General features: G+C 45.5%; 14 protein-coding genes and 2 pseudogenes. 1 reads left to right on the forward strand and 15 read right to left on the reverse strand.

Annotation, left to right across the window (positions count from 1 at the left end):
* Positions 1–1,040: 1,040 nt before the first annotated feature.
* A pseudogene (locus AC5M9B_RS08645) lies at positions 1,041–1,147 on the forward strand (IS5/IS1182 family transposase); the annotation flags it as partial.
* Between the two features lie 397 nt (positions 1,148–1,544).
* Here the strand turns inward: AC5M9B_RS08645 and AC5M9B_RS08650 are convergent.
* The 15 genes and pseudogenes from AC5M9B_RS08650 to tssB all read right to left on the reverse strand — a co-directional run.
* A pseudogene (locus tag AC5M9B_RS08650) lies at positions 1,545–5,226 on the reverse strand (DUF6531 domain-containing protein); the annotation flags it as partial.
* Positions 5,227–5,308: 82 nt separating this feature from the next.
* The gene (locus AC5M9B_RS08655) at positions 5,309–6,445 is read right to left on the reverse strand and encodes a DUF2169 family type VI secretion system accessory protein (protein WP_107976932.1); all 1,137 of its coding nucleotides are present in this window, start codon (positions 6,443–6,445) and stop codon (positions 5,309–5,311) included.
* A 12-nt stretch (positions 6,446–6,457) separates the two neighbouring features.
* Positions 6,458–8,731, reverse strand: coding sequence for a type VI secretion system Vgr family protein (locus AC5M9B_RS08660; RefSeq protein ID WP_487648525.1), 2,274 nt, complete (start codon positions 8,729–8,731; stop codon positions 6,458–6,460).
* Between the two features lie 142 nt (positions 8,732–8,873).
* On the reverse strand, positions 8,874–12,431 hold the full coding sequence (gene tssM, locus AC5M9B_RS08665) for a type VI secretion system membrane subunit TssM (RefSeq protein WP_487648520.1): 3,558 nt from the start codon (positions 12,429–12,431) through the stop codon (positions 8,874–8,876).
* A gap of 31 nt (positions 12,432–12,462) precedes the next feature.
* The gene (tssL, locus tag AC5M9B_RS08670) at positions 12,463–13,728 is read right to left on the reverse strand and encodes a type VI secretion system protein TssL, long form (protein WP_070490953.1); all 1,266 of its coding nucleotides are present in this window, start codon (positions 13,726–13,728) and stop codon (positions 12,463–12,465) included.
* A gap of 24 nt (positions 13,729–13,752) precedes the next feature.
* Positions 13,753–15,096, reverse strand: coding sequence for a type VI secretion system baseplate subunit TssK (tssK, locus tag AC5M9B_RS08675; protein WP_070490951.1), 1,344 nt, complete (start codon positions 15,094–15,096; stop codon positions 13,753–13,755).
* Between the two features lie 25 nt (positions 15,097–15,121).
* On the reverse strand, positions 15,122–15,748 hold the full coding sequence (gene tssJ / locus AC5M9B_RS08680; protein ID WP_070490949.1) for a type VI secretion system lipoprotein TssJ: 627 nt from the start codon (positions 15,746–15,748) through the stop codon (positions 15,122–15,124).
* Between the two features lie 128 nt (positions 15,749–15,876).
* Positions 15,877–18,528, reverse strand: coding sequence for a type VI secretion system ATPase TssH (tssH, locus tag AC5M9B_RS08685; protein ID WP_070490947.1), 2,652 nt, complete (start codon positions 18,526–18,528; stop codon positions 15,877–15,879).
* An 89-nt stretch (positions 18,529–18,617) separates the two neighbouring features.
* Complete coding sequence (gene tssG, locus AC5M9B_RS08690) at positions 18,618–19,658, reverse strand: type VI secretion system baseplate subunit TssG (protein WP_070490945.1); 1,041 nt, start codon at positions 19,656–19,658, stop codon at positions 18,618–18,620.
* Entirely contained in the window at positions 19,655–21,631 is a 1,977-nt protein-coding gene (locus AC5M9B_RS08695) for a type VI secretion system baseplate subunit TssF (protein WP_070490943.1), read from the reverse strand. Before AC5M9B_RS08695 ends, tssG begins: the two co-directional genes overlap by 4 nt.
* The gene (gene tssE, locus AC5M9B_RS08700) at positions 21,628–22,140 is read right to left on the reverse strand and encodes a type VI secretion system baseplate subunit TssE (protein WP_070490941.1); all 513 of its coding nucleotides are present in this window, start codon (positions 22,138–22,140) and stop codon (positions 21,628–21,630) included. The genes AC5M9B_RS08695 and tssE overlap by 4 nt, the downstream gene beginning before the upstream one ends.
* A gap of 33 nt (positions 22,141–22,173) precedes the next feature.
* Complete coding sequence (locus AC5M9B_RS08705) at positions 22,174–22,989, reverse strand: type VI secretion system accessory protein TagJ (RefSeq protein WP_487648521.1); 816 nt, start codon at positions 22,987–22,989, stop codon at positions 22,174–22,176.
* Positions 22,990–23,148: 159 nt separating this feature from the next.
* Positions 23,149–23,631, reverse strand: a complete 483-nt coding sequence (locus AC5M9B_RS08710; protein ID WP_003761730.1) for an Hcp family type VI secretion system effector — start codon at positions 23,629–23,631, stop codon at positions 23,149–23,151.
* Positions 23,632–23,718: 87 nt separating this feature from the next.
* Positions 23,719–25,218, reverse strand: coding sequence for a type VI secretion system contractile sheath large subunit (gene tssC, locus AC5M9B_RS08715; RefSeq protein ID WP_070490937.1), 1,500 nt, complete (start codon positions 25,216–25,218; stop codon positions 23,719–23,721).
* 33 nt (positions 25,219–25,251) lie between these two features.
* Entirely contained in the window at positions 25,252–25,770 is a 519-nt protein-coding gene (gene tssB / locus AC5M9B_RS08720) for a type VI secretion system contractile sheath small subunit (protein WP_049254633.1), read from the reverse strand.
* Between the last annotated feature and the right edge of the window lie 35 nt (positions 25,771–25,805).

The following is a 25,805-nucleotide window of genomic DNA, read 5'->3' on the forward strand; positions in this document are numbered from 1 at the left end:
TCGTTATCGCGGGCAAGGGTGTGGATTAAGCGTCCCAATATATCGCGTTTGAACTCGGTAATCCGCAGCGGGGTTTGACTGTCGAGGTCGTCTGAAAGCGGGATAGCGTCTTTTTTGGGGACGGGCTGTCCGCCCAGCTGCGCCATCAGTTTGGCGGCGAGGGGGGGGCGTCGCCGAATTCACGCTGCTCGACCAGTTCGTTGCCGGCGTTGTAGCGGTAGCCGGTGAGCTTATGGTCGAAGCCGCTTTCGGCAATCAGGCGGTCGAGGACGTCGTAGGCAAAGCGGTAGCGCGCACCGTTTTCATTGGTGAGGCCGACTAAGCGGCGGGCTTTGTCGTAATGGTAACCGAAGGTATGCCCCAGCGCGTTGGTGCGTCGGGTCGGCAGACCGTCTTGGCCGTATTAGTAGGCGGTTTTGGCTTGGATTGTTAAGGAATAAATATTTCAGACGACCTCAAGAAAGGATCAAGGTCGTCTGAAAAGCAGAAACAGCATGATTACCGTACCCAAGCTACGGCGGAATTTGAGGTTTCATGTGGGCTACGACTTGTTGTTGGGTCTCGACCCAACCGACTACTGTTTGATTCAAAGAGGTTCAGTTATTTTTTAGCTTTAATCACGCGTGCTACGGTTTGCTTTCTTTTTTTAAGGGTCCTACCCAACCTATGGCTACTATTTTTTATAGTATTTTGAAAAAATAAAAATATCCAAGTACATAATGCCACCATAAGAATTAAATTAAATAATGAATACATTATTCTACCTAATCCAAATGAAGGAAAATACATATCTCTCTTCCAGCCACAATTCCCATTGAATAAACAATCATATAAATCATATAAATCCCAAATTAATACACAAAATACACAAAGCAAATCTTTATTTTTAAGAAAGAAATTATACATATGAGAATTACCTATTTTGCATATTCAAACTATAGTCGGTTAAAATAAAAATGAGACAAGGCGGCGAGCCGCAAGGCGTACAGGTAGTACGTCAAGGCGAGCCAACGCCGTATCATTGCAATTTTAATCGACTATATAGTAAATTAAATTTAAATCAGGACAAGGCGACGAGCTGCAGACAGTACAGATATTACGGCAAGACGAGGCAACGCTGTACTGGTTTAAATTTGATTCACTGTATTCTCAACAATTTTACTTTTAATTTTTTCAGTTATAAATCCTTTGGTTTCCTGCCATAACACACTTCTTAAATTAGCTTTAGCCTTTGTAACTCGCTTCGCTCTTGTCCGTTTTGCTGTACGAGAAATTTTTTTCATCTCACACTTCCAAAGTTTTGCACGTTTAAGTCCTTTATATGCGGCGTTAACTTTTTTTGCGGGGTTAATAAGTCCAGGTATTTCACCTAGCCAATCGCCTGTCTTATAAGCAGTTGATTCTGTGACTCCGCCGCTTATACCAAATAATTGTCGAGCTTTTTTAGTAATTCCCATTGAAATGTTGTCTCCAAACCCAGCAGCACCATCAACAAGCCATTGTGGCAAGGGATCGCCAAAACTCCATAAACCAAAAATATCTACCCAATTTTGCGCATTAGGAGCAAACTTGTATAAATTTTCTCCACCTTCCAACCCAATCGGATCCTGATTTACAAACCGCCCCGCATTAGGCTCATAATACCTGAAGAAGTTATAGTGCAACCCTGTCTCACGGTCGTAATACTGGTTTTGCAGGCGGAAAGGCTGGTAAGCGCTATCCGTTACCTTGGTTTCCTCTTTCAGACGACCCCAGCCGGTGTAGTTGCCGAACCACAAGAGCTTACCATCCTTATCAGTCATCTCTCGCGGGATGCCGATTTGATCGCAATGGAAGTAGTGGGTTTGTTGTCGGCTTTCTCCGTCTTCGGTTGTCCAATCGTGAACTTGTGCCAGCGGTTCGTAGGAATCCGGGTTGGTGTAGATATAGGTATACCTGCCGTCCGAGTGGATTTCTTGCAGCAGATGGCTGCCGTCCCAAACGAAGCGGGTTTCCTCTTCGAGGCTACCTGAAACTTCTCCGTCTTTCAGACGGCCTTTGCCTATCCTTCTGCCTAAGGCGTCGTAGCTGTTATGCCCAAGTTTCTTTCGTGCCGTCTTTTTTGAAGATTTCGGCTTTAACCAGTTGGTCATGCAGGTCGTAGAAATAGTTCTGCACTTCGCCGTCGGCCAGTTCGCGATGGATCAGGTTGCCGAAGTGGTCGTAGTAATAGCTGCTGCCGTTGTAGGTTTTCAGACGGTTGTCAGGGACGGTATTGAGGTCGTCTGAAAGGATATTGTGCGCGGGGTCGAAGGCGAACAGTTCGCTGTCCGTTTTGGCAATCCGCCCGAGTTTGTTGTATTCGAAATGCGTAGCTCCGCTTCTTTGATCGGTCGTGTGGGTCAGGTTACCGGTACGGTCGTAGCCGTAGCTACGACTGACGGCGGCGTGGGTGTATTTGCCTTTGTCCGATTTCGTCAGGGCAGTCAGTTGGGCAATCTGTTTTTTCAGACGACCTAGAGTGTCAAGTTCATAGCGGCTAGTTAAGGCTCCCTGCGTTCTGCTGATTTCGCGGTGCAGTTTGTCGTGTTCGATGTCGGTTACGGTGTCGCCGTCAAATAGGATGCTGTGAAGGTGGCCGCTGCCGTAATAGAGGTTCTGGATGCGTTGGCCGTCGGGCAGTTCTACAGTGGACAAATTGCCGCTGGAACTATAGAAATAACGGATGTCGGCACTTCTGCCCAGCAGGAACATATCGTGTTCGGGATTTTGCCAATCCAATTCGGGCAGGCCTTGCGCAGCGCAGCTTGTGGCATCGGGCAGTCTGAGGGCGTATTCGCCGATAAGGATACCGCCAGCATTGTAATCGAACGCACTGCTGTGTCCTGCCGTGGCGGCGCGCACAAGCCTACCGTTGGGGTCGTAATGATAGCTGCGATGTTGGACGGAACCGTTTTGACTGTGCACTTCGATGTGTTTCAGACGACCTGAGTTGTCACGAATGTAATCGCTCACAATTAATGGGGTGCAGTCCTTAAGGCCGTCTGAAAGGTTTGTTTCAACAGGAATATTGAGGGTACCGAATTCGCGCTGCTCGACCAGCTCGTTGCCGGCGTTGTAGCGGTAGCCGGTCAGTTTATGGTCGAAGCCGCTTTCGGCAATCAGGCGGTCAAGGACGTCGTAGGCAAAGCGGTAGCGCGCACCGTTTTCATTGGTGAGGCCGATTAAGCGGCGGGCTTTGTCGTAATGGTAGCCGAAAGTATGGCCCAGCGCATTGGTGCGTCGGGTCGGCAGACCGTCTTGGCCGTATTCGTAGGAAGTGGTATGGCCTTCGCCGTCGGTATGGGTTTTCAGACGACCTGCGGCATCGTAGCCGAAGGTTTCTTTGCTGCCGTCGGGATAGAGGGAGAGGGTGAGGTTTTGGTCGGCGTCGTAATGGTATTCGGTGTGCTGCCCCAGCGCATCGGTAATACGTGCCAGTTGCCCTTCGGGGGTGTAGGCCAGTTTGGTTTCGTAACCGGAGCAGTCGGTAATGAGGTCGGGCTGGCGGTTTTGATTGTAGTGATAGGCGGTACTGCTGCCGTTCGGATCGGTCACCGACAGCAACAGGCCGTTGTCGGCGTATTCGAAACGGGTGGTATGTTTCAGCGGGTCGGTATGGGTCAGCAGGTTGCCCGCTTCGTCGTAGGTATAGCCGTCATAACGGCCTTCCGCATCGCTTTTACGGATCAGGCGGTAGCAGTCGTCATAGTCGAAATGTAGGATGGCGCCGTCGGGGCGGACGATGGTTTCAACCTGTCCCTCGTTGCTGTACTGATAGTGGGTAACGCGCCCCATCGCATCGGTGTGGCTGAGCAGACGGCCCAAACTGTCGCGTTCCATCAATACGGCGCTGCCGTCGGCAAACACCCGTTTGGTCAACTCGTTGTTGTAGTCGTAATGATATTGCTCGGTACGGCCCAACACGTCGGTTACTTCGGTATAGCCGTCGTGATAGGTAAAGCGCCATTCCTCGCCTAAAGAAGTCCAGTTGCGCAACACCTTGCCGGTCGGGGTGTAATGGTCGTATTCGTATTCCGATACCAACCCTGCCGCATCCGTGTGCGACACCATCAGATTGTTTTTATAGCCGAAGCTGCGTTTGACCGCGCCGTCGCGGCCGATGACGCGCAGCAGGTCGCCACTGCCGTTGTATTCGTAGCGGACCAGCGGACTGCCGACCCGGACCGTTTCGCCGAAGACCGGCAAACCTTCCAACAACGAAACCGACAGCAGCCGCATTTTAGGCGACTGCCCGTCCGCGACATTGCCGAAATTCAGCGAGAACACCCGGCCGTTGCCGTCGATGACGTATTGCGGCAGACCGGTCAGCGGATGATAGACGAAACGCTGATGGTTGCCGTTGGCGTCTTCCACCGCCACCAGCGGGAAGAGGGTGGCGTCTTCGTCCGAACCGTCTTCCGCCACCACCAAAGGCGCAAAACGCAGCGCTATCGAACCGTCCAGCGAAGCAATGACATAATGCCCGTCCGGATTTTTGCTGAACCAGATCTGTTCGCTCTCGAACAATACCGGTTCCTCATCGTCTTCATCGACTTCCGGCAGCGGGAACAGACGGCCCTGATCGTCGATATAGGCCAATCCCGCCGCATCGCGGATGATGCGTTGGCAGCCCGGCACGCTCCAGCCCTCGCCGAGCCAACCGGTACCGTCTTGGTCGGAATAATAGCTGCGGCTCCACACCAGCGGCAGGATGCCTTCAAAAGCAAAGTCGGTTTCACCCTCCAAAAACTTCAGCCCGTGTATCGGATTCACCGGGCGGCCGGCAGCGGCGGCGGCTTTGCAGGAAATACAGGGTTTGGGCGGCAGTTTCTTCTTGAACTTGTTGTTCATGTGGAACATATCGCCGGCGCGAATAATGTAGCGCTTGCGGATTTTAACCGAAGAGGAGTGCATCATCGGCCAGGCGGGTTTGGTGGCGGTACGCGACAACACCCCTTTGCGGCCCGGAAGGGCGGGTTCGTCGCCGGTGGTGCGGTTGGTTTTACTGGCATTGAAGACGAAGGCGGGCTTGCGGTTGAGGCGGACGTCTGTGGCGACGGTTTGGGCACCGCCCAGGTCGGCAAAGAGGGGGAAAGGGATGGGCGGTGCGACCGGTGGAGCAGGAGGGGGCGGCCAGCAGAAATCGGGGACGGTAAAGACGACCCTGAAGTCACTGCTTTTACGGGCGATTTTATTGAATGCCATGGCGGCTTGCTCCTGTTGGGGATGGGGTCGTCTGAAAGATGGATGAGTAAGGGTTTAGGGTTTCAGACGACCTATGTGTGGTTTATGCGTGTGCTGCCAAAGATGGTGGGATTGGGATAAATTCATCCTGTGAATCCCGACAAGCTTGGGCGGCTGCGATTTGGTCTGCCCGTTCGTGTCGGGCGATAAATCTGAGCTGGCATGCCGCAATTTCCAGTTCTTCCGGAAAAGAAGTGCGGTAGCTGCAATCAATACGGCGTTGTTCGACATCGACAAGTATGGTGTCCAATACCATATCTTTGCACAATGACGAGTTGGTTGCCGTATGGGCGTGGACGAACACTGTTTCTACCGGCAAATCAACGGTAAAGCGTTGGTTGGGCGCTTGGAAGGAATGCACCATGCCGGTAAATGTCAGTTCGTAAATATGGTTGGGTTTCAGATGGGGAAGTTGCAGCGAGGGATGGGCGCCGTTCCAATAAGCCATAGAAAAATCTTCAGGCAGTAGCGGGGCACGGTTGGCTATCCATTGCGCATCGGCAGTGCCGGTATGTTGGGCACGCAGTGCAAAATAACGGGGCATGAAGCCGAAACCTTCGGGCGCGGCCTTATCGGACGGATCGCGCACGGGGTGTGCAGGGTCATAGATTTGATGCGCTTTCAGCGTCCGCTTAAACCCGTTTTTTTTGAGTTCGGCTTTCGGATAGTAGCCGATACCGATGGCGTTCTGCTGATAGCCTGTATGGTCGTCTTCGACTGCGCTGCCGCCAAAGGCAAATTCATAACGGATAGGAAGCGAAAGGATAGGGTTGGGTTCGCTCAAAGACCACCCGGCCACCTCCCGCACCCAGTAACGCTCTCCTGTAAGTGCCAGGCTTTTTTGGTAATCGCCGATGCTTACGGATACGGTAAATTGCCGAGAGGGAACATCGTCGGGTGCGTAGGCAGTTGCATTGACGACCAAGTCGGTTTTGGGCTTGTAGAGGCTGAAGTCGCTTTCAAACTGAGTCGAGGTTTGTGAAGGATCGCCATAATAGGTATCGGCAAACGTAAGCGGCGTTTGCTTACGGGCAAACGCAAGCTCCGTTTTTCCTGTTTCCGGGTCAATTTCAAACTCGTAGCTGATTTTGGCGACGACTACATCATAAGCCCGATCTGTTTGGTCGATGTTTTTAAACTGCTGCGTATGAAAGCAGGTAAAGTTCTGCAACTCAAACATGGCGTATCTTCTCTAGTTGATATCGACTTTTTTGCCGTCGATATCCACTACTTTGGTGCCGACGATCTTGATCGTTTTGCTGACGATGCTGATTTTGTTTTTATCAATCAAAATCATGGAATTACCGACTTGTATGGTAATTTTCTTGCCTGCGGACAGCGTGATGTTTCTACCAGCATTGAGACCGATGTTCATACCGGCGTTGAGACCCATCACCAAGCCGACGCTATGCATTTCTGCACCAACGACATTGGTCATCCAGCCCGCACCGACGTTCAACATATAGCCTGCACCGATGTTGGTCATCTGACCGATACCGACATTGTTCATACCGTTCAGGCTGACGGTTTCCTGTCTGTTGCCGCCGATACTGCTGACTTCGTTGGCTACAACGGTCTTGTTGCGGTTGGCACCGACGGTCAACGCTTGGTTTTTGCCGACAGCAACGTTCTGATCCTGTCCAACAGTCAGCGCTTGGCTCAGACCTATGCCTACTTTCTCGTTCAAACCAACAGAACGGCTACGGTTTTTACCCACGTTGACGCTTTGGTCTTTACCTACGCTGGTACTTTGGTTGTCACCAACACTAATACTTTGGTTTTGGGTAATGCTGGAGGTCTCGTTTTGACCCACCGATTTGGTACGGTTTTGGGTAATTGAAGCCGTTTCGTTTTTTTGGACGGTTTTGGCCCGATCGCCCACTACTGTTACGGTTTCATTGTTCCCGATTGTGGTGGTACGGTCGTTGTTAACGTTGCGGGTTTCGTTATTTTTAACCAGCGAGGTCAGGTCTTTTTGCGCTTGGAAATTGACCATCTCGGAACCGGCAGTATCGTTGAACATCAGTTCATTGAAGTTGGCAAGTGGAGAGTTGAAGCTCTTACTTTTGATACCTGACTGCTTGGCCGCAGCAGGAAAGCCCCATGGTGGTGACATTGCGCTGTTGTACAGGCGACCCAATACAATCGGTCGGTCGGCATCGCCGTTGATGAAGTCAACCAATACTTCTTCACCGATACGCGGGGTGTTGATAGAACCATATCCCGCGCCGGCAGAACCTTGTGTTACGCGAACCCAGTTGGAGCTGTTTTCATCCATTTTGCCGTAGCGGTCCCAATGGAACTGGACTTTAATATCGCCATACTCGTTGGTATAAACCTCTTCTCCGGCAGGACCTGTTACTGTCGCCGCTTGTGTGCCTAAAACTTTGGGTTTTGGCGTTTTAAGGGGAGGGCGGTATGGGTAGGATTTGGGCAATACGCGGAATGAAATTCTGAATTTGCCGATACGATCGCCGGTAGTATAGCCGGCTTCTTCAAAATCATAGTCTGCTTTCAGAATGGTGTATTCGGTATTGGATGACGAGTGCGGGTGCTTACTCAGTGTAAATGTATAACCCGGAGCCACTGTCAATGCAGTGCCTGAACCGGTAATGATCTTGGTTTGGCTTTTCAGATCTTCACTGCGTACCTGACTGTAATTTTGCGCTTCGGAAACATCGCTAAAGCCGGTATAAAAATCATAATGTTCCATAGGAACAGAACTGAAATCGTGAACCGAATCGGAGGACTTCATCGGAACTTTAGCGTTTTTATAATTGTATTCCTGAGTCACGAACTGGCTGGATTTCAAGGCATCCCGTTCTTCCCATACGTCGATATAGGCGATGTTGGGTGCTCCGGGTGCAGTATTTTTGGAATGGTAAGGAATGTTAGGAGAAGAGATGGCTTCCAGAATACTGACATCATCAGCAATAACCAGCTCGTGCGAACCGTTGCTGTGGGTAAAGTAATAGTAGATGCCTTCCTGTTCAAATAGGCGGCTCAGGAAGTCAAAACTGTTTTCCTGATATTGGACACAAAAGCCCCTTGTACGATAGCTTTTTTGGCATTTTACTTGGAAAGGGAATCCGAACGGGGACAAGACTTCATTGGTAATATCCAGAACAGACTTATCGACAAATACCCTGCTATCGGTGTTCTGCGTGAGGTACCACATAAACGGACGGGCTGTGCAGGTATAGGCATGATAGTCTTCTTCATCTTCATCTTCGCCGATATAGCCGAAGTCAGTCACCAAACCGTTCAAATAGCGCGGACTGCCTGCTTCTGTATCAATTTCCAATGTTATAGGCTGACCGATAATATCTTTGCCTTGTAAATTGGAATCTTTGGAAACTAAAGTGATATTAAACTCAAAAAGGTTTGAAACAAATTCGGTTCCAAGCATTTTTTTGAATAATAGTTGTGATCCCAAAGGTGTATGAGCAACGACTGTTCTATTCATTTCGGGAAATTCCTTGTTTACATTAAAAACCAATTTCGCTTCAGTGTCAGATTTTCTATTTTTCAATCACACACAGGACTGTGGCAGAAACTTGTTGGAATATGTGATTTCAGACGACCTGCTTACATTCGTACTACGACCTTCAAACGCACTGAAAATTCCTTAATTTATTTAAATTAAAGGGGTTGAAGGCTGTAGAAGTAGTAAATTCAAGCACAACGTTTTTGCCTTGGATGTTGTATTCGACAACGGTAGTGTTTCCTGTTTGACGAATGATTTTTCCTTTTTCAATCAGACGGAATATCGACCATGGTCCGGTTGAGCTGATACCCGCACTATTGATTTGCGGAGAGGAAACATCGATTTTTGCCAAGGCATTTTCTTCTTTTGAAGGCCAGGTAAAGGTTGCAGGATTGACTGGGCCATGACTGTATACATAGCTTTTCCCTGCATAAGAAACATTCACACTTTCCAGGCTGGAATCAAGGAGCAAGACCTTGACTGTAAAGTCAAAAGTAGGCGTTTCAGATCCTTTGTCGAAATATCCTTGTCGGATTGTTGCAATGTCGTTCAGTTTGGAAAAACGGTCTTTAAATGCGCTGTTTTTGGCCGTTAATGTTTCCAGTTTCTCTGAACGCGCCAATACGGCGGCCTCCCCTGACAAATTGGTAAACTTGCTGTACATGCCGTTTGGACCAAATATATTGCTGAAGCTTTCCAAGGCAACATTGGTCTCAGAACCTCTATCAAAAGGGTAGCCCTGTTGATGTATTTCTTGGCAACTGTTTGTTACGGTTGCCAACTGTTTTTCCAAGGTGGACATAAGTTTTTCATCGACAATCTTGTCGGTGTTTTTCAAAATAATCTCAGAAAAACTGTCTAACATTGGGCGGAAGGGCATAGGAAGCCGGTTTACTTCAGCTTTGTATTTCACAAACGGATCATCAGGAGGTAAATCTACGCCTTTTTCAACTGCAACATTAACGGCAACCAAATAAACGTACAGATCATTAATGGCTTCAGTAACGCTGTTAATAGCCGGAGGTTGATCGTTTGTGGTTTCAGTTAAGCTATGGAAATCTGCAAAAGCATCATCAACAGGAGTGGCCAGTTTCAAAGCAGCCAATTCATTTTTCACATTGGCCTCTCCTTCAGCGTCTAAAAGCTTTGACAGACCTGCTCTATTTAACCAGTCGGCAATTTTACTGTCTGCTTTATCGGTTATCTTTTTATCAATGGTGAGCGTCGTGTTGTCACTGATACCTTTGATAATGTTAACCAAGGGTGAATTTTTCTCTGACAAAAGCTTGGCAATCTGAATACTTTCTCGAGATGATTTAGGTACAACCAATGACAAATCAGACAAATAGTTATTCCATGCCTTGATGTAATTGCTGAAATAAAGCTTTTGAGCATCAGAAAGAACAGTAGCTTTACTTTGGCTTTGTGAGGCATAGCTACCCAATACCCAGTTGTCTTCATTAAAAAATTGTTCTGCCGATTTAACCATAGCAGGTAATACTTTGGTAATGTAGGCTTCTTTGGTATAAATGAAGTTAATAGGCTCTTTTAAAGCTCTACCAGTTTTACGACGGAATAATAAGTGGCTTTGCACGCCGCCCATACTTGAAAGAGAAACAGGTGTGATTCCTTCTTTGCCTGAGAGAGTAACAGTATTGATGGTATCCTCCAGCACCATAGTTGCAATATCTCTTTGGGCAATTTCTTGTCTACGACGTTCAACCAATGCTTCATCATAGGGTACGCTAGGAGTAATGCTTTGCTTGGAAAGAATCTGGTTTAAAGCTTTTTCAACAGATTTTTTCTGTTGGTCGCTCATGCCTGAAGATTCTGCTTTAGACAAATTAGTCATCAGCCAGTTTTGCATAAAAGCGGCATCAAAATGGTCTTTGTCATACATCATCAGATAAGCTTTTAAAGCATTGTAGCCATTAACTCCGTCTGAGCCGCTGGTTGTACGCAGAAGTTCATCTAATTTAAAGCTAATCAAAGGCATCACGTTGTCTTGCAGGATTCTGCGGTAGGCAGATTCCCCTACATCTTCCATTTGCCCGCCTTGGTAAAGACCCATACGATAGCTGAGGGGAGGGGAAGACAGATCAGGAATCTCTTTGCTGCTGGTCGTATCTTTGACATTTTCTGCAAATGTTACCGCTTTAAGCAGATCGGGTGCTTCAGTGTATTGCTTGGCCTCTTGACCCAGTTTGGTTGCTTTATCGCCAACCTGATCAAGATATGAGCGATTATTTGAGTAACTGTTTAGCATCATGGCTAAGCAAGCAGCAACTATGGTGACAATGGCTCCAATGCCTAACCAATAGAGCATTTGTTTTTTGACAAACCAAGATTTATTTTCTCCAGCCAAGTTTGCTTCGCTAAGGATAACGTCAGAAAACAGTCTGTTCAGGAAAAAGCTTCGCTCGTTGTTTTGAGTTTTGGTTCGGTCTGAATCCAAGTATTTTTTCGATAATTGGAAATCATTTTGCAAGCCATCCAAGATAGGATTGAAATGTTGTCCCGTTTGGGTGCCGCTTGAAAAATAAACACCTCTCCAGGAAATAGGTTGTTCAAATTTTGAAGATTTAGATAGCTCTTTAAATAGAGAAAGTACCGCCTGATTAAGACGTTCAAATTCTTCAGGAAAAGCAAAAGCTGTGGCTTTATCTTCAGAAGATTCCAATTGGTGAATAGTGCCCAGCATAGAGGAGCGCAATTTATCCACAACTTCTGATAAAGCGTTGGAAGCAGTGGCAATAGGAGTTTCCATTCCTTCCGTATCAGAAAGAGAAATTCCCAGATATTGATTTCTTTGTTCTTCAGTCAGATGATCAAAGAATTTGTCAAAACCATGCAGTAAATCCAGTTTAGTTATCATGAGATAAACGGGGAAATGTATACCTAATTTAGTATGCATCTCATGGATTCTTTTGCGAAGCTCTGCAGAAATTTCGGGAATATTGGTTTTACCTCCTAAAAGATCATCTACTCCTACGGTAACCAATACACCGTTGATAGGTTGTTTGGGGCGGTAACGCTTCAACAGAGAGACAAATTCTTCCCAGTCGCTGGAGTCTTTATTACTGTGGTTGTCATGTAAAGACAATCTGCCCGCAGTATCGAGAAGTACAATTTCATCCGATAAAAACCAATCGCAATCACGCGTTCCTGCCAAGCCACTTACAGATGTTCCTAAAGTGCTTTCTAGGGGGAAGTTGAGACCGGAACGTTTTAACGCTGTTGTTTTACCGGAGCCGGCAGCACCTAAAACAACATACCACGGCATTTGATAAAGATACTGACCTTCTTCCAATCTCGCCAATAAACTATTTTTAGATTTGGAGAATTTAGCGTTTTTCAGTACTTTATCCATTTCAGCAAACTGACGGCTCATTGAGCTAACATCACTTGCATTTTTTAAGATAGGTTCTTGCGCTGCGCGAATTTCCTTCAGTAAGGCAGCGTTGCGGCGTGACTCACGATATTGGCGAAATATAGCTTTAGCCAACCAAATGCCGACAATGGCGACACACACAGCAAGGCGAATGACCTTACTTTCTAAGGGACGAATTTCACCTATGGAAATCAGTGGGCCGATAAACCATACCAATATAATCAGACCGGCGATACCCAACATTACCCATAAAGAACGGGAGCCTAGAAAATAAAGAATTTTTTTCATATTTGTTTTTCCGTATCAATCCAATTTCAGATTATTGATGTGTATTTACATCACTGTTTGGCTGAGTAGTTGAAGTATTGGTTTTTACTTCCACTGCTCTCCCCAGTTTAGGGCCGGTTCCCGTTGTGAATAGGGTTATTTCAACTCTTCGGTTTTTAGCTCTATTTTCCAAAGTATTATTTGGCGCAACAGGATCGGTCGAGCCACGTCCTTCGGAACGAATACGTGTTCCACCATTTTTGATGTAATTCAATAAAATTTCTTTTACTGCATCTGCCCGAGCCTGAGAGAGATGCCAATTAGATGGGAAGTTCAGACTCTGAATAGGTTTATCGTCAGTATATCCGGTCACTACGATTTGTCCTTCTACGCTATCCAAAGCTTGGCTGACTCTAGCTAGGACAGGGTAATACTGGTCTTGGATTTGCGCTGAACCAGACTCAAAAAGACCATCACCTAAAATAGTAACCGTACTTCTATCTTGGAAGTCTTCCACAGAGACTAGCTTTCTGGCGATTTCATTTTCCAATAAAGGCCGTAACCGAATGGTGCCTTGTGTTTCTTGCTGTTTGGCTGTGACAGGAGGAAGTTTGAGATTGTTGACTTTTGTACTGGCGGTATCAAAATCATTACCTAAAGACCATTGCATAGCAAAGTAGCCTATTCCCAAGACAACAGCTCCTAAAACACCTACTACCCATAAAGGAATAGTAAGTCTCTGTTTTCTTTGGATGGTATTGGTAATAATTGGATTGTGTTTGAAAAGCTCAGCAGTTTGATCCGGCCGTTTGCTGTGAATTAAGGCAAGCAAATCTCTCTTAATCTTGTCAATTTCGAGTTCGCCACTGTTTAATACTTGATACTTGCCTTTGTAGCCGAATTGCAAACATAAGTACATGAACTCTAATAAATCAATATTTTTATCCGGATCCTGCTTTAGATTTTGAATAATCTCAAAAAAACGCTCTCCTCCCCATGTTTCGTCATAGAAAGATACTAGCAGGCTGTTTTTGGACCAAGTTTCATCTGCCCAACCCGCACGAACAGCTAATTCATCTACGAAAGTACATAGGCAGTATTTTGCGGCCTGGATAGCGTCGTACCTTGCTCCATTTTTTTCAGCATTTTCTTCAAAATTATTGATTAGGATAGAAAATTTGTTGATCAAACTGTCAGTAGACAATTGACTGGTAGTTTGTTGCATCGCATTGACTAAGATAAAAACTGGTTTGGCAGCCTCAATCAAAGGGTTATAAATATTTGCGATGCTGTGTGCAGCATTATTCTGGTTATCCATAATGAAATTCCAAATTAAACTAAATTAACTTAAAGACTTAATTGCCCAAAATTCAACATCTAAATTCGGAAAATTACCGGCTAAATGGAAGGCCATGCCTGATGAAGTATCAAACATGTCCCACAACTCGTGCTTTTTGTCCAATTCAAAATAGACATAACCGCTGTGGTATGGCAATTCTCTTGGTGCAACAGATAAAGCGTGCACCCTAATTCCAGGCAGGTGGTAAGCAACCAATTCTTTTACTTTTTCCACGGTACCTATTTTTACTACGCTAGGAATTTTTTGGCGCAGTGCTTCGTTCGGCATATCGGCTTTAATCGCAAGAACAAATGAAGCTTTGTCCAGTAAACTTTGGTCTGGTGTTTGAGCAACGCGAGTCGCTTCATCACGCATATCAAGCGGAATCCTAATCGCTCGTTGTTCAAGTACGATAGATAATGATTTACGTAAATTGAAAAATAACTTACCGAAACATGAGGTTAGGTCATTATGCTCATATACTGGGATATCACCTACTTTGCGAGAAGGCAGGAAGGTCATTAAATCAGCACATAGTTTGGATAAATTAATAAATAATTGTTCAGGGTGTGTTTGTCGTGCGCCTTCATTTTCGTGATGCAAATATGCCAAATATCGATTAATGGTTTGAAGCATCATGAAGTCCATAACTTCAACAGAGCCGCCGGTATTAGGATCATTCACAGCATTAGCCAAGCTATTGCTTTTTTGCATCAATAAACCATAGATCTCTGAAATATAAGCCTTTAGATGCTGTTGCTTTTGACTTCCGAGACAAGGCGGAATATATGATTCGTCCAGAATGATTTCAAAGTCCGCAGAGCTGGAACGGATGAGAGCAATGGGCAGGGCAGTTTGTCCGCTGGTTAAGTCGTTTTCTAAAACTAACATCGGATTAAGATCTGCTAGTGTTACCTGACGACCATCTAATTCAGTATTTGTAGTGTCTGCTAGAGTTTTATTAAAAGCTTTGTAGCGACATGAGTCTGAAGAGTCCTGATTTGGAAAATAAATCTCATTATTTACAGAAGAAGGCAGAGAGACAGCTAGGCAGATTTTGGTGTCTTTAATATTTGCAGGAACTTTTAGAGTCAGATTTTCGAGCTGTTTTTGCGAGAACAAAAATACAGAGCCATCGGGAAAAACCCCTTCTGCTTCACTAATACTAATTACCCCCCGTTTGAGGCTGTCTGAATTTAATACCAGCGAAGAGAATCCCCAAAAATGCCCCTCTTGAGAAACGGCTAATTGGCGTAGGCCGGATTCAAGATAACGTTCAAATTGCTGGAAATGTTGAGGAGTAATAAAGATACCCTCTGACCAGACTACTTTCGCTTCTATTGCCATGTCTTCATCCTTAATTTTTTAGTTATTATTTTTCTTCACGGAAAATACCTTTACTAAGGTCATTATCGTATTTACGAATTTTTCCATTTTCTTTAATTTGTTTATTGTCAGGGTGTCGCTCTTTGTATTCTTTTAACATATCCTTCATTTCTGACTTTGATAATTGAGTTAATTTATTTTTACCAATATTTACATAAAAATAATGCTTGCCGAATTGATACCATCGTTTTTTCTGTTTTAACAATACCAATTGCCATTGACTGTTATCCAAATCTCGATAACTCGCGACTACACCTAAATATTTCAGGTGGGAATCCATTTTAATTGGCAATATGGTAACCGTATCAGGATGTAGCATGAATTGGTTCTGCTGGATTAATTTTTCACCTAAATTTTCTTTGGCATTGTTGGTAAGTTCAAAATAATTTGATTTTTTGAACTCCCCGTCAGAAGACAATTGATATAAATCCAGTCTGATGGGAGAAGGTTGGCCAATTATATTAGGGTTCGAATCAGGAGAAACTATGATTTGTACATCAATTTTTTCCCCACTCTCATCAGATTCTTTAGGGGGTTTATGGTCGGAAGCACATGAGCTTACCATTAAGGATATCATTAAGAATGATATATATTTTATTAGTTGTTTATGCATCTTAATTCGCCTTTAGATTGATAAATATTGGTACAAACAATAAATACTTCCAATGAAATATGTAATAACAGGGGAATAAATGGGTGTATTTTAATTAGAAAGACTAAATTTTCTGATTTAGCATGGAATTATAAGGTATTTTTCTTGCGAAGTTTATATTTATATTGATAAGTAAAGTCATGATTACTTGCATCAATATTTACGCTTAAAACTTGTTTGCCTTGAGTTGCACAAGTAAGCAGTTCCCGACTGATTTGCGGTAAAACAGTATTGGTCAGAATCGCATCGATCATGCGACCACCTGACTCAACTTCTGTGCAGCGCGAAGTAATCAGTTTTAGCACTTCAGGCGTGTAGTGTAGGTCGATACCGTGGTTATCTTTAATTCGATCTACGATACGGCCTAATTGCAATTCCACAATTTTTGAGAGCATATCGTCAGATAGCGGATAGTAAGGAATCACCTGCATACGGCCTAATAGCGCGGCAGGGAAAGTTTTCAGCATAGGGGCGCGTAAGGCTTTGGTTAAACCTTCTGGAGTAGGCAGCATTTCAGGGTCGTCACACATATCCATAATCAAATCTGTGCCCACATTGGTGGTCAGGATAATAATGGTGTTTTTGAAGTCGATATAACGGCCTTCTCCATCTTCCATCCAGCCTTTGTCAAATACTTGGAAGAAGATTTCGTGTACATCCGGATGTGCTTTCTCTACTTCATCAAGCAAGATGACGCTATAGGGTTTGCGTCGTACGGCTTCGGTCAGTACGCCGCCTTCACCATAACCGACATAACCCGGGGGCGCGCCTTTCAGGGTGGATACGGTATGAGCTTCCTGATATTCACTCATATTGATGGTAATTACGTTTTGTTCACCGCCGTACAATGTATCGGCCAGAGCCAATGCCGTTTCGGTTTTGCCCACGCCGGAAGGGCCTGCCAACATGAAAACGCCGATAGGTTTGTTGGGGTTATCCAGATTCGCACGTGATGTTTGGATACGACGGGCGATTGCATCCAAACCGTGTCGTTGGCCAATGATGCGTTTGTTTAAAGTATCGGCAAGTTGCAAGACGGCCTCAACTTCGTCTTTCATCATTTTGCCAACGGGAATACCTGTCCAGTCAGCCACAACGTCGGCAACGGTACGGCTGTCCACTAAGGGCATAACCAGCGGTTGGATGCCTTGCAGTTTTTTCAGTTTGTTAACCAACTCTTTTTGGCGGGTATGCAGCTGCTTGGTTTCTTTCTCAGCCGTTCCTTCTTCCGCTTGCATGATTTGTTCACGTACCTCTAACAGCTCAGTAACCAAGTCTGCTTCAGATTTCCATCTGTCTTCTAATTTTTTCAGACGACCTTCGACTTCAGTTAATTCTTTGCCGATATTGGTTATCCGTGTTTCAGAATCGAAACTGAGTTTTTTCTCACGTTCCAAATTTGCTTGTTCAAGTTTTAATGCCTCGGATTTCTTCCGCAAAAATTCAATACTGCCGGGAACAGCATGCTGGCTGACTGCAACTCGTGCGCAGGCAGTATCAATCAAGCCGACAGCTTTATCGGGAAGTTGGCGTGCAGGGATGTAGCGGTGGGAAAGTTTCACGGCTGCCTGAATTGCTTCATCGAGAATAATCACGTTATGGTGTTTTTCCAAAGAAGCATTCAATGCCCTAAGCATGTTGATGGCTTTGTTTTCGTCGGGCTCATCCACTTGCACCACTTGGAAACGGCGGGTTAAGGCAGGGTCTTTTTCAAAGTATTTTTTGTACTCTGCCCATGTTGTCGCGCCGATGGTACGCAGTTTGCCTCGGGCCAGTGCAGGTTTGAGCAGGTTGGCTGCATCGCCCGTACCGGCTGCGCCGCCAGCACCGATCAAGGTATGGATTTCATCAATGAAGAGCACAATGGGAGTCGGGCTGGATTCCACTTCGTCCATAACCGCTCTAAGGCGTGATTCAAATTCTCCACTGACGCTGGCACCGGCTTTGAGCAAACCGATATCCAGCAGGATTAATTGAACGTCTTTCAATGCAGGCGGAACATCTCCGGCAGCCAAACGCAATGCCAATGCTTCGACTACGGCTGTCTTACCGACACCAGCTTCACCTGTGAGAATCGGATTGTTTTGACGGCGGCGCATCAGGATGTCGATCATTTGTCTGATTTCGGCATCGCGACCGGTAAGAGGATCTATTTCGCCATTCTTTGCCTTTTCAGTGAGATTGCTGCCGTATTTGGCCAAGGCACTTTCTTTGTGGGTAGCATTAGGCTCCGAAGATAAGGCGTTTTGGGTAACATCGAGATTTTCTTCAGAGTTCGCAGTAATAGCGACAATGTTGTTTGCCAATGTTTCAGGTTTGATTTTGAGGAACTCGGATGAAATATTGGCCACAATGCTCTGTAAAGTTTTATTTTCAAGAATGGTATAGAAAATGTGAGCAGTACGGATTTTGTCGGTACCGAATTTGAGCGAGCTGTATGTCCAAGTTTGCTCGACAAGGGTTTGGATATGTTCGGAAAAATCGATAACGGCAGTCGAGCCGGCGGGAAGTTTTTCAACTGCTGTTAATACATCTTTGCGGACTCTGGCTTCGTCTAAATTAAAACTGTTGATCAGACAGAAGATGTCGGTTTTCTCGGTTTGCAGAAGAGAATGAAGCCAATGAACCAACTCAACGTAGCTGTTTTCACGAAGACGGCAGAAGGTGTAGGCATTTTCCAGAGTTTTATACAAGGTGGTATTCAACTTGCCAAATAATACGCTGCGGCTGATGTTTGACATGATGTGTCCTTAATTGAGTTATTCCAAGTATGTCTAAAAATAGTTTGAAAGAAGCTTTTTCCGACAAAGGGGTCGTCTGAAAAAGCTGTTTAATGGTTGCTGACGATCAAGTCTTCAGCATCACGGGAAACATTTCCCAGCCAAGTTGTTAAGCCGAGTTGTGTTTGTCCACCTAAGTCCATGAGCGGTATTTCTTTTTGCATTAAAACAGGCTGTATATCCCATTCATATTCATCTGCGGCAAACAGCCGTACCCACTCGCGTAAACGGGCGGTATTGATACCGTCTTTGAAGAATGATCGGTAAGCGGGCAGGTTAAGCGGACCGATGATGATGCGGAATTTACTTTGAACATCATAAAGCTTGTCACCCAGCAGCAAGCCATCTCCCAAGGTATAGTTGCCCATGATGCCGATTTGCGTTTTTTCTTCCGAAACCTCAACCCAGTATCCGACATTGGTTTGAATGGTAACGGGGACTTTGAAATAACGGTTGAGTAATTGTTGAAGATTGGCTGTCGAACGGCTTTGCTTCATCAGTAGGCCGGCAAAATAACGCTTGGCAAATTCGTGGATTAAGCCTTTGTTATGTATGGCCGGTGTATCCAGCCCATTAAAGCTGGCGATATATTTCCCAAAACGGTCTTCAGCATTTTTATCTAAAGAAATAATGCTCTGAGCGTTGGCCCATGCCCGATAGAATAAGACAGCCAGACGGTGTTGCAACATATTGGCAAAACCTGTCCATGTCCGGTCGCCGTGTTGGTGTTGACGCTCATAGGCATATTCAGTCAAATGCAAGGGCAGGGGGCCGGATGGACCGAACAAACCGAATCCGTTGATGGAAATTTCCACATAACGCGGCGATAGGGCAACCGATTGGATGTTGCGCGGAGCAAAAATAAGTGATGGCTCTTGGCGAATCCTTATTTTCTCCATTTTGGGGCTGACGGCTTTGCCTAATAATTTTCCGCCAGTAACAAATTTGACGGATTCAAGCTGGCGCAAGAGTGAAAAATAATCGTATTTATAGGGCTGGGAGGCGATTTTGTTTAAAAAGCCAGTCAGTTTTTCGTCCCATGTATCGTCCAATGCGTCGCCAAAATCTGTTTGAGCGTTAACCGGACTCATACGATTACCCTCTCTCCAACAGCAGTCGGCCAAGTAGCCATATGTCCTTGTTGGAGCGTGTCAATTTGAAGCTGTATGAATGAGTTAATCGACACCAAACGTTGGAAGTAATGGTTTAAAACCGAGCCGAACAGGAAGGGATGGATACCGCCCAATTGCGCTTCATCCAGCGTAACCGTGATTTTGATGCCTCGAACAGGTGCTGCAACTCCGTAATGACGGACTACCTTGTTCACAATGGAAGTCTCAACACGTGTAATCGATTCAATCTGTTTTTTCAGCAAATCATTTTCGGAAGAAACAAACACCATTAAAAGCTCTTTTAAGGTGACGGGTGCATCTTCTTGGTCGATGTTTAATAATGACAGATAGTTCAAGCTTAATTGGTTTAAAAACGACCAAAGCGTTCGATCCTCACTCACAGCCGCTTGAGGACGTGTTAACTTAGAAATCAGCTTGATAGAGTTAACCGGCAGGAAGCCTTCAATCAGGAAATCAGACTCTCCGTCGCGCGGCATCATCAGTGGCAAATCCCTGCTGGTACACCAAGCATCTACGGAAAGATGTTGTATGCCAGAATTGAAGGCGTAATCCCGATTGTCGGCCAGAGACAAAAACACTTCGCTGCCCAAGTAGGAAGAACGGAAGCCATTTTTGACAGAATTTTCTGATGGAACTCTGTCTGCACGCCGTGCTGAAAAATAAGCATGCTGAGTTTGGGCTTCGGGGAAGAGTCCCATATCCGGCGCTTTGTACATCGGAGAAAATGCAACGGTTTGACGGTTGTTGGTGTCAAAACCTTTTACTTGTTCGATGGCGTAGACTTCATAATTCAAAGGCTGCGTACGGTCGATGATGACGTGGTGTTCCTGATCTTGGATATTTACAGGAAAGCGGGAGCTTTTTTTTCTGAATAGATTCACCACCGGCACCGCATTGACAGAAAAATCCTCTACGCCGATCAGTTCTGTCAATTCAGGTATTTTGTTGCTGAATAAAAATGAAAGACTGAAATAGCGTTTGCGGTAAGTAATGATTTTTTTATTGACGCCCTTATCGTTTACGATTTCTTCCAAATGTTCGGGCACTTTGGGTAAATGTCCGTCATTCTCAGCCTGACGGACAGCCTGTTTGATATCTTTTTGAGCGATAAACAGGAATTTTTCCGGCAGACGCGCGTATTCCTGCATAATCCTGAATGCACTGACGGATTTGTCCAAATTAAACGATAAGGCTTCATCTTCCCGAAATCCCCGATGTTCCGGTTTGGAGGACAACGGGTAATACCATTGTTTGGGGTTCTCATAACTGTGGCAAACGACGCCTACGCATTCTGAGGCCAGTAAAAACAGCAGTGCAGATGACTTAGAAAGCTCCGTACCTAAAAACACAGATAATTCATCCGGCAACATTTCCGAACATGCGCCCGGTACGCTGAGCGAGAAGTCCAAACGTAAGGCAGATTGCACTTTTTTCCCGGCAGATGCTTTGAGCGCGGGAAGCGTACTTGGTAAATAGCCGAGCGAATCGGTATATTTGGCTTTTTCTATGCGTAAAGGTAGGATTTCAGTGGCTTTGGTTACGGAAAACGGGCAACTTACTTTGAATTCGTCGATGGGTAATGAGCGCAATACTCTGCCACGTTCCAGTAGATTGATCACGTCGGCGTTGTATTGACCGGTAGGTTCCAAATTGACAATAGCTGCCGCCGGTTTCTGATTGATGAAGTCAGGGTAAACGACTTCTAAGATTCTTTGTACGAAACGGGGATATTCCGCATCCAGCTTGAGCTGGGTGCGGGCAGTAAGAAAGCTTACACCTTCCAATAGCCTTTCGACATAAGGGTCGGGGATGTCGGTTGTATCCAGTGCCAAGCGGGAGGCGATTTTGGGGTATTGCTGTGCAAATTCCCTGCCCATTTCCTTCAGGAAGGTCAGTTCTTTATTGTAGTAAGACAATAACTTGTTATTCAAGACCTATTTCCCCCATCTAACAAGTCAAACAACCCGGTCTCAACATCCATACTGGTTCGTAGCAGGAACTCTTTGGGATAAGGATTGAGTTTCAGGTAACCTTTGACTTCAATAATAAGTTTGTTGTGTAAAGCATCGTCATCATCGTCTACGGTATTTACGATAACTTGCAGGGTTTTGCTTTCGAGACGTGGTTCGAAGTCGATGATGGCTTGTTTGATGTTTTGTTCTACGTTCTGCCATTCTATGTCGGAGAAATTCACTCCCGACAGGGGCGGTATGCCGTAATTGAGTGTGGAAGAGCGTACATTGACAGGCAGATCTTTCTCCATACTTTCCGCTTGCATGTTGCAGGTATTCAGTAAGTAAAGAATATCGCGCAGAACAGCCTGCCGATATTGATCAAGATTGATGACCTGATCTGGGCGTGCTTCTTTTTTCTTGCGCGGTTCTTCATCTGTCAGTCTGTCAAACAAAGAAGGCAGCAGTTGGTTTCTGAATTGCGACATGATTGATTGCGGTAGTCGGAGAATGGGTAAGGTTTAACGCTGTTGTCCGAATTTGATATTACGAATATCCAAGAGACCAAAATCATGGCTGTCGGTATACAGGGTTTTTTGACCCATGCCTGTAAAGAGCTGTTCGGCTACTTCTATCCAGTCTGTTTGCGAACAGTTCATCAACATATCCGACCATTCGGTTTCTGCGTCCGGTAAAACGGCATAGCGGGCGGGGCTGGTACATTGAATGCATTCGCCGTCGGTAAATTTGATTTCAGACGACCTCCAGATGATGTCGAGCAACGAGCTTGGTGCTTTAAAAGCTATACTTTCAATAGAGTCCCAAGTTTGCCAATAGTAGTGGCCTTGATAGAAGAATTCATAAACAAAAGCAGTACGTACGTCGCCATCCATAATCCAGTTGCTGTCGGTTTCGGCAACCGATTTATCTGCTAGAAGATAAGTGATGTGCGCTGGTGTACCGTTGATACAGTCGGATAAGGCTTCGTAGTCGGCAGTGAGGGCAGAGTTTTTTTTCTCTGCAACATGAGCAACTAAAGAGAGTTGTTTTTGAAGAATATCGAGTTTGCTGGCGTGCTGTTCCAGAGTTTTGGGTTTTTGCTGTGTTTCCAAGACTGCTTGACGACGCATTTCGGCAGAAATGTTTTCAATAAGGTAGAGCATCAGAGGCTTTTGAGTATCGGGAAACAGTTTTTGGTATTGCCCGATTTGCTTTAAAGCCTGTTCCCATTTGGCACTCAGACAGAGGTATTGAATCAATGCCAAACGATGTTCCTGATTGTTAGGATTTGAACGTACAAGCTCAATCATGTCCGTTAATTTAGTCTTCAAATCCATCCCAGCAACTCCTTATTTATTTGTATAAAGTGTGTAATAGTTGAAACCCGATTAACTTTTCAGGAGGACGGAGGTCGTCTGAAAAGTAAATTTATTGTAATAAAGCCTGACTTAAAACGCCTTTTAAGCCAGGTTTCTGCAGTTAAATGCGCATAGTGGTTATGCGGATTTGTTTTCTTTGATGTTGAAGGCCATTTGAACTTCAGCGCCTTTAGAACCTTTATCGGTTTGTTCCCAATATTGGTTTTTCACTTTGGCAGCTTGGAATGAATAACGCATTTTCAGCGCATCGTTGTCTTGTACACCGATGAATTTTACGCCGGTTACCAAGACATCTTCCAAAGTGGTGCGCGAATATTCGATCTGTTCACCACCGGCTTTGCATACGGAAATTTCTACTTTGCTCAAGTGTTGGCCGGTAGCACAGTTTTTCAGAATGGTCGGAGCGGCTTTATCAATAGCGGCAACTACGGTCAAGTCATTGAAATTGACTTTACCGGCACCACCGCCACCACCGCTGGTCATCGAACCAGGTTGCTCGGCACCCCAGTCAAAACTTTCGATGTTGGTCCAGTCTTTGTGGTTGGAATCTTTTGATTCGCCGTTAACACCTTCAACTTTCATGAACATATCAATAGCCATGTTTTTACTCTCCTTGTTAAAAGGTTAAAAAATTAAGGGATTCAACAACAGGGCATGAGCATGCCCACCTAAATAAACCAAACCCGACTATTCCTGTTTAGCCGAAGGCAGTTTGGAAACCAAGCGCAATGAAACGGTAAGGCCTTCGAGTTGGTAGTGCGGGCGCAGAAAGAATTTGGAAGTGTAATATCCGGGATTGTCTTCAACTTCTTCCACAACCACTTCGGCAGCGGCCAACGGTTTACGGGCTTTTGTTTCTTGAGTGGAGTTAATCGGGTCTCCATCTACATAATTCATAATCCATTCGTTTAGCCAACGTTCCATGTCTTCACGCTCGCGGAACGAACCGACTTTGTCGCGTACGATACATTTCAGATAGTGCGCGAAACGACAGCACGCAAACAGGTAAGGCAGACGCGCAGACAACCGGGCGTTGGCGGTAGCATCCGGATCATAATATTCAGACGGTTTATGCAGTGATTGAGCACCAATAAACGCGGCCAAGTCGGTATTTTTACGGTGAATCAACGGCATGAATCCCAATGCTGCCAATTCGGCCTCGCGGCGGTCACTGATGGCGATTTCGGTTGGACATTTCATATCCACGCCTCCGTCATCCGTCGGGAATGTGTGGCAGGGAAGGTTTTCAACGATACCGCCGGATTCCACGCCGCGGATTGAGGTACACCAACCATAATATTTGAATGAACGGTTAATATTTACCGCCATTGCATAAGCCGCATTGGCCCATGTGTATTTGTTGTGATCCGCGCCTTCAGTTTCTTCTTCGAAGTCAAACTCATCGACAGGATTTGTCGTGGCACCGTAAGGCAGACGGGACAAGAAACGTGGCAGGGCCAAACCGATATAACGCGAATCTTCGGAATCACGCAGGCTGCGCCATGGGGCATACTCGGCATTTTGGAAAATTTTGCTTAAATCACGAGGATTGGCCAATTCCTGCCAAGACTCCATCTGCATTAATTTGGGAGATGCGCCGGCAATAAATGGGCAGTGTGCGGCGGCAGCAATTTTTTCAAGACTATTGAGCATTTCTACATCGGGTGCAGAGTGGTCAAAATAGTAGTCGCCAATCAAACAGCCAAAAGGTTCGCCACCAAATTGACCGTATTCTTCTTCATAAACGCGTTTGAATAGGGGGCTTTGGTCCCAAGCAGTGCCTTTGAAGCGTTTTAAGTTGCGGGCAACTTCTTTTTTAGAAATGGGCAATACCTTGATTTTTAATAAAGTATCAGTTTCGGTGTTGGTAACCAAATGATGCAGGCCGCGCCATTCGCCTTCCAACTTTTGGAAATCTTCATGATGCAGAATCAGATTAATCTGTTCAGAGAGTTTTCTGTCGAGCTCGGCAATAATTGCTTCGATAGTTTGATAAGTGTCGTCTGAAATAGTAATGGCATTTTGTAAGGCCTGTTGGGCCAGTGTCGCCACAGCATTATTTACAGCGCTTTTAGCTTCTTCGGTTTTGGGTTTGAATTCTTTTTGCAGCAGCTGTTCAAATTCATTTGCGGCAAATACGCTTTTCGCGCCGCTATCCCCTTGGATATCTAATTGCTTTTCAGTCATGATTCACGCTCACTTTATTGATTTCATCTGAAATTACTGCTCGTCTTTGGGTGTCGCTTTAGGCGCAGCTGCAAGGCTTTTCAGCAGCTCGCTGTCTCCCAAGACTTTTCCGATTAATTCTTCAGCACCACTCTTACCATCCATATATGAAAGCAGGTTGGCAAGCTCTGTACGCGCTTGTAGGAGTTCGTTTAAAGGACCTACTTTTTTGGCGATTGCTGCCGGAGAGAAATCATCCATGCTTTCCAATTCAAGTTCTACATTCAAGTTGCCTTCCCCGGTAAGCGTGTTTTTGACATTAAATGCGACACGCGGTTTGAGGGCTTTCATGCGTTCATCGAAATTATCTACGTCAATTTCCAAAAATTTACGTTCGGCCAATTCAGGTAGCGGCTCTACGGGTTTACCGACCAAATCTGCCATCACACCCATAACGAATGGAAGCTCAATTTTTTTCTCAGAACCGTAAAGTTCTACATCGTACTCAATCTGTACGCGAGGTGCCCGGTTGCGGGCAATAAATTTTTGTCCGGATGATTTGTTTCGTGACATATTCAATGACCTTTAAATGATAAAAGTTGTTTATT

The sequence above is a fragment of the Neisseria flava genome (assembly GCF_982712965.1).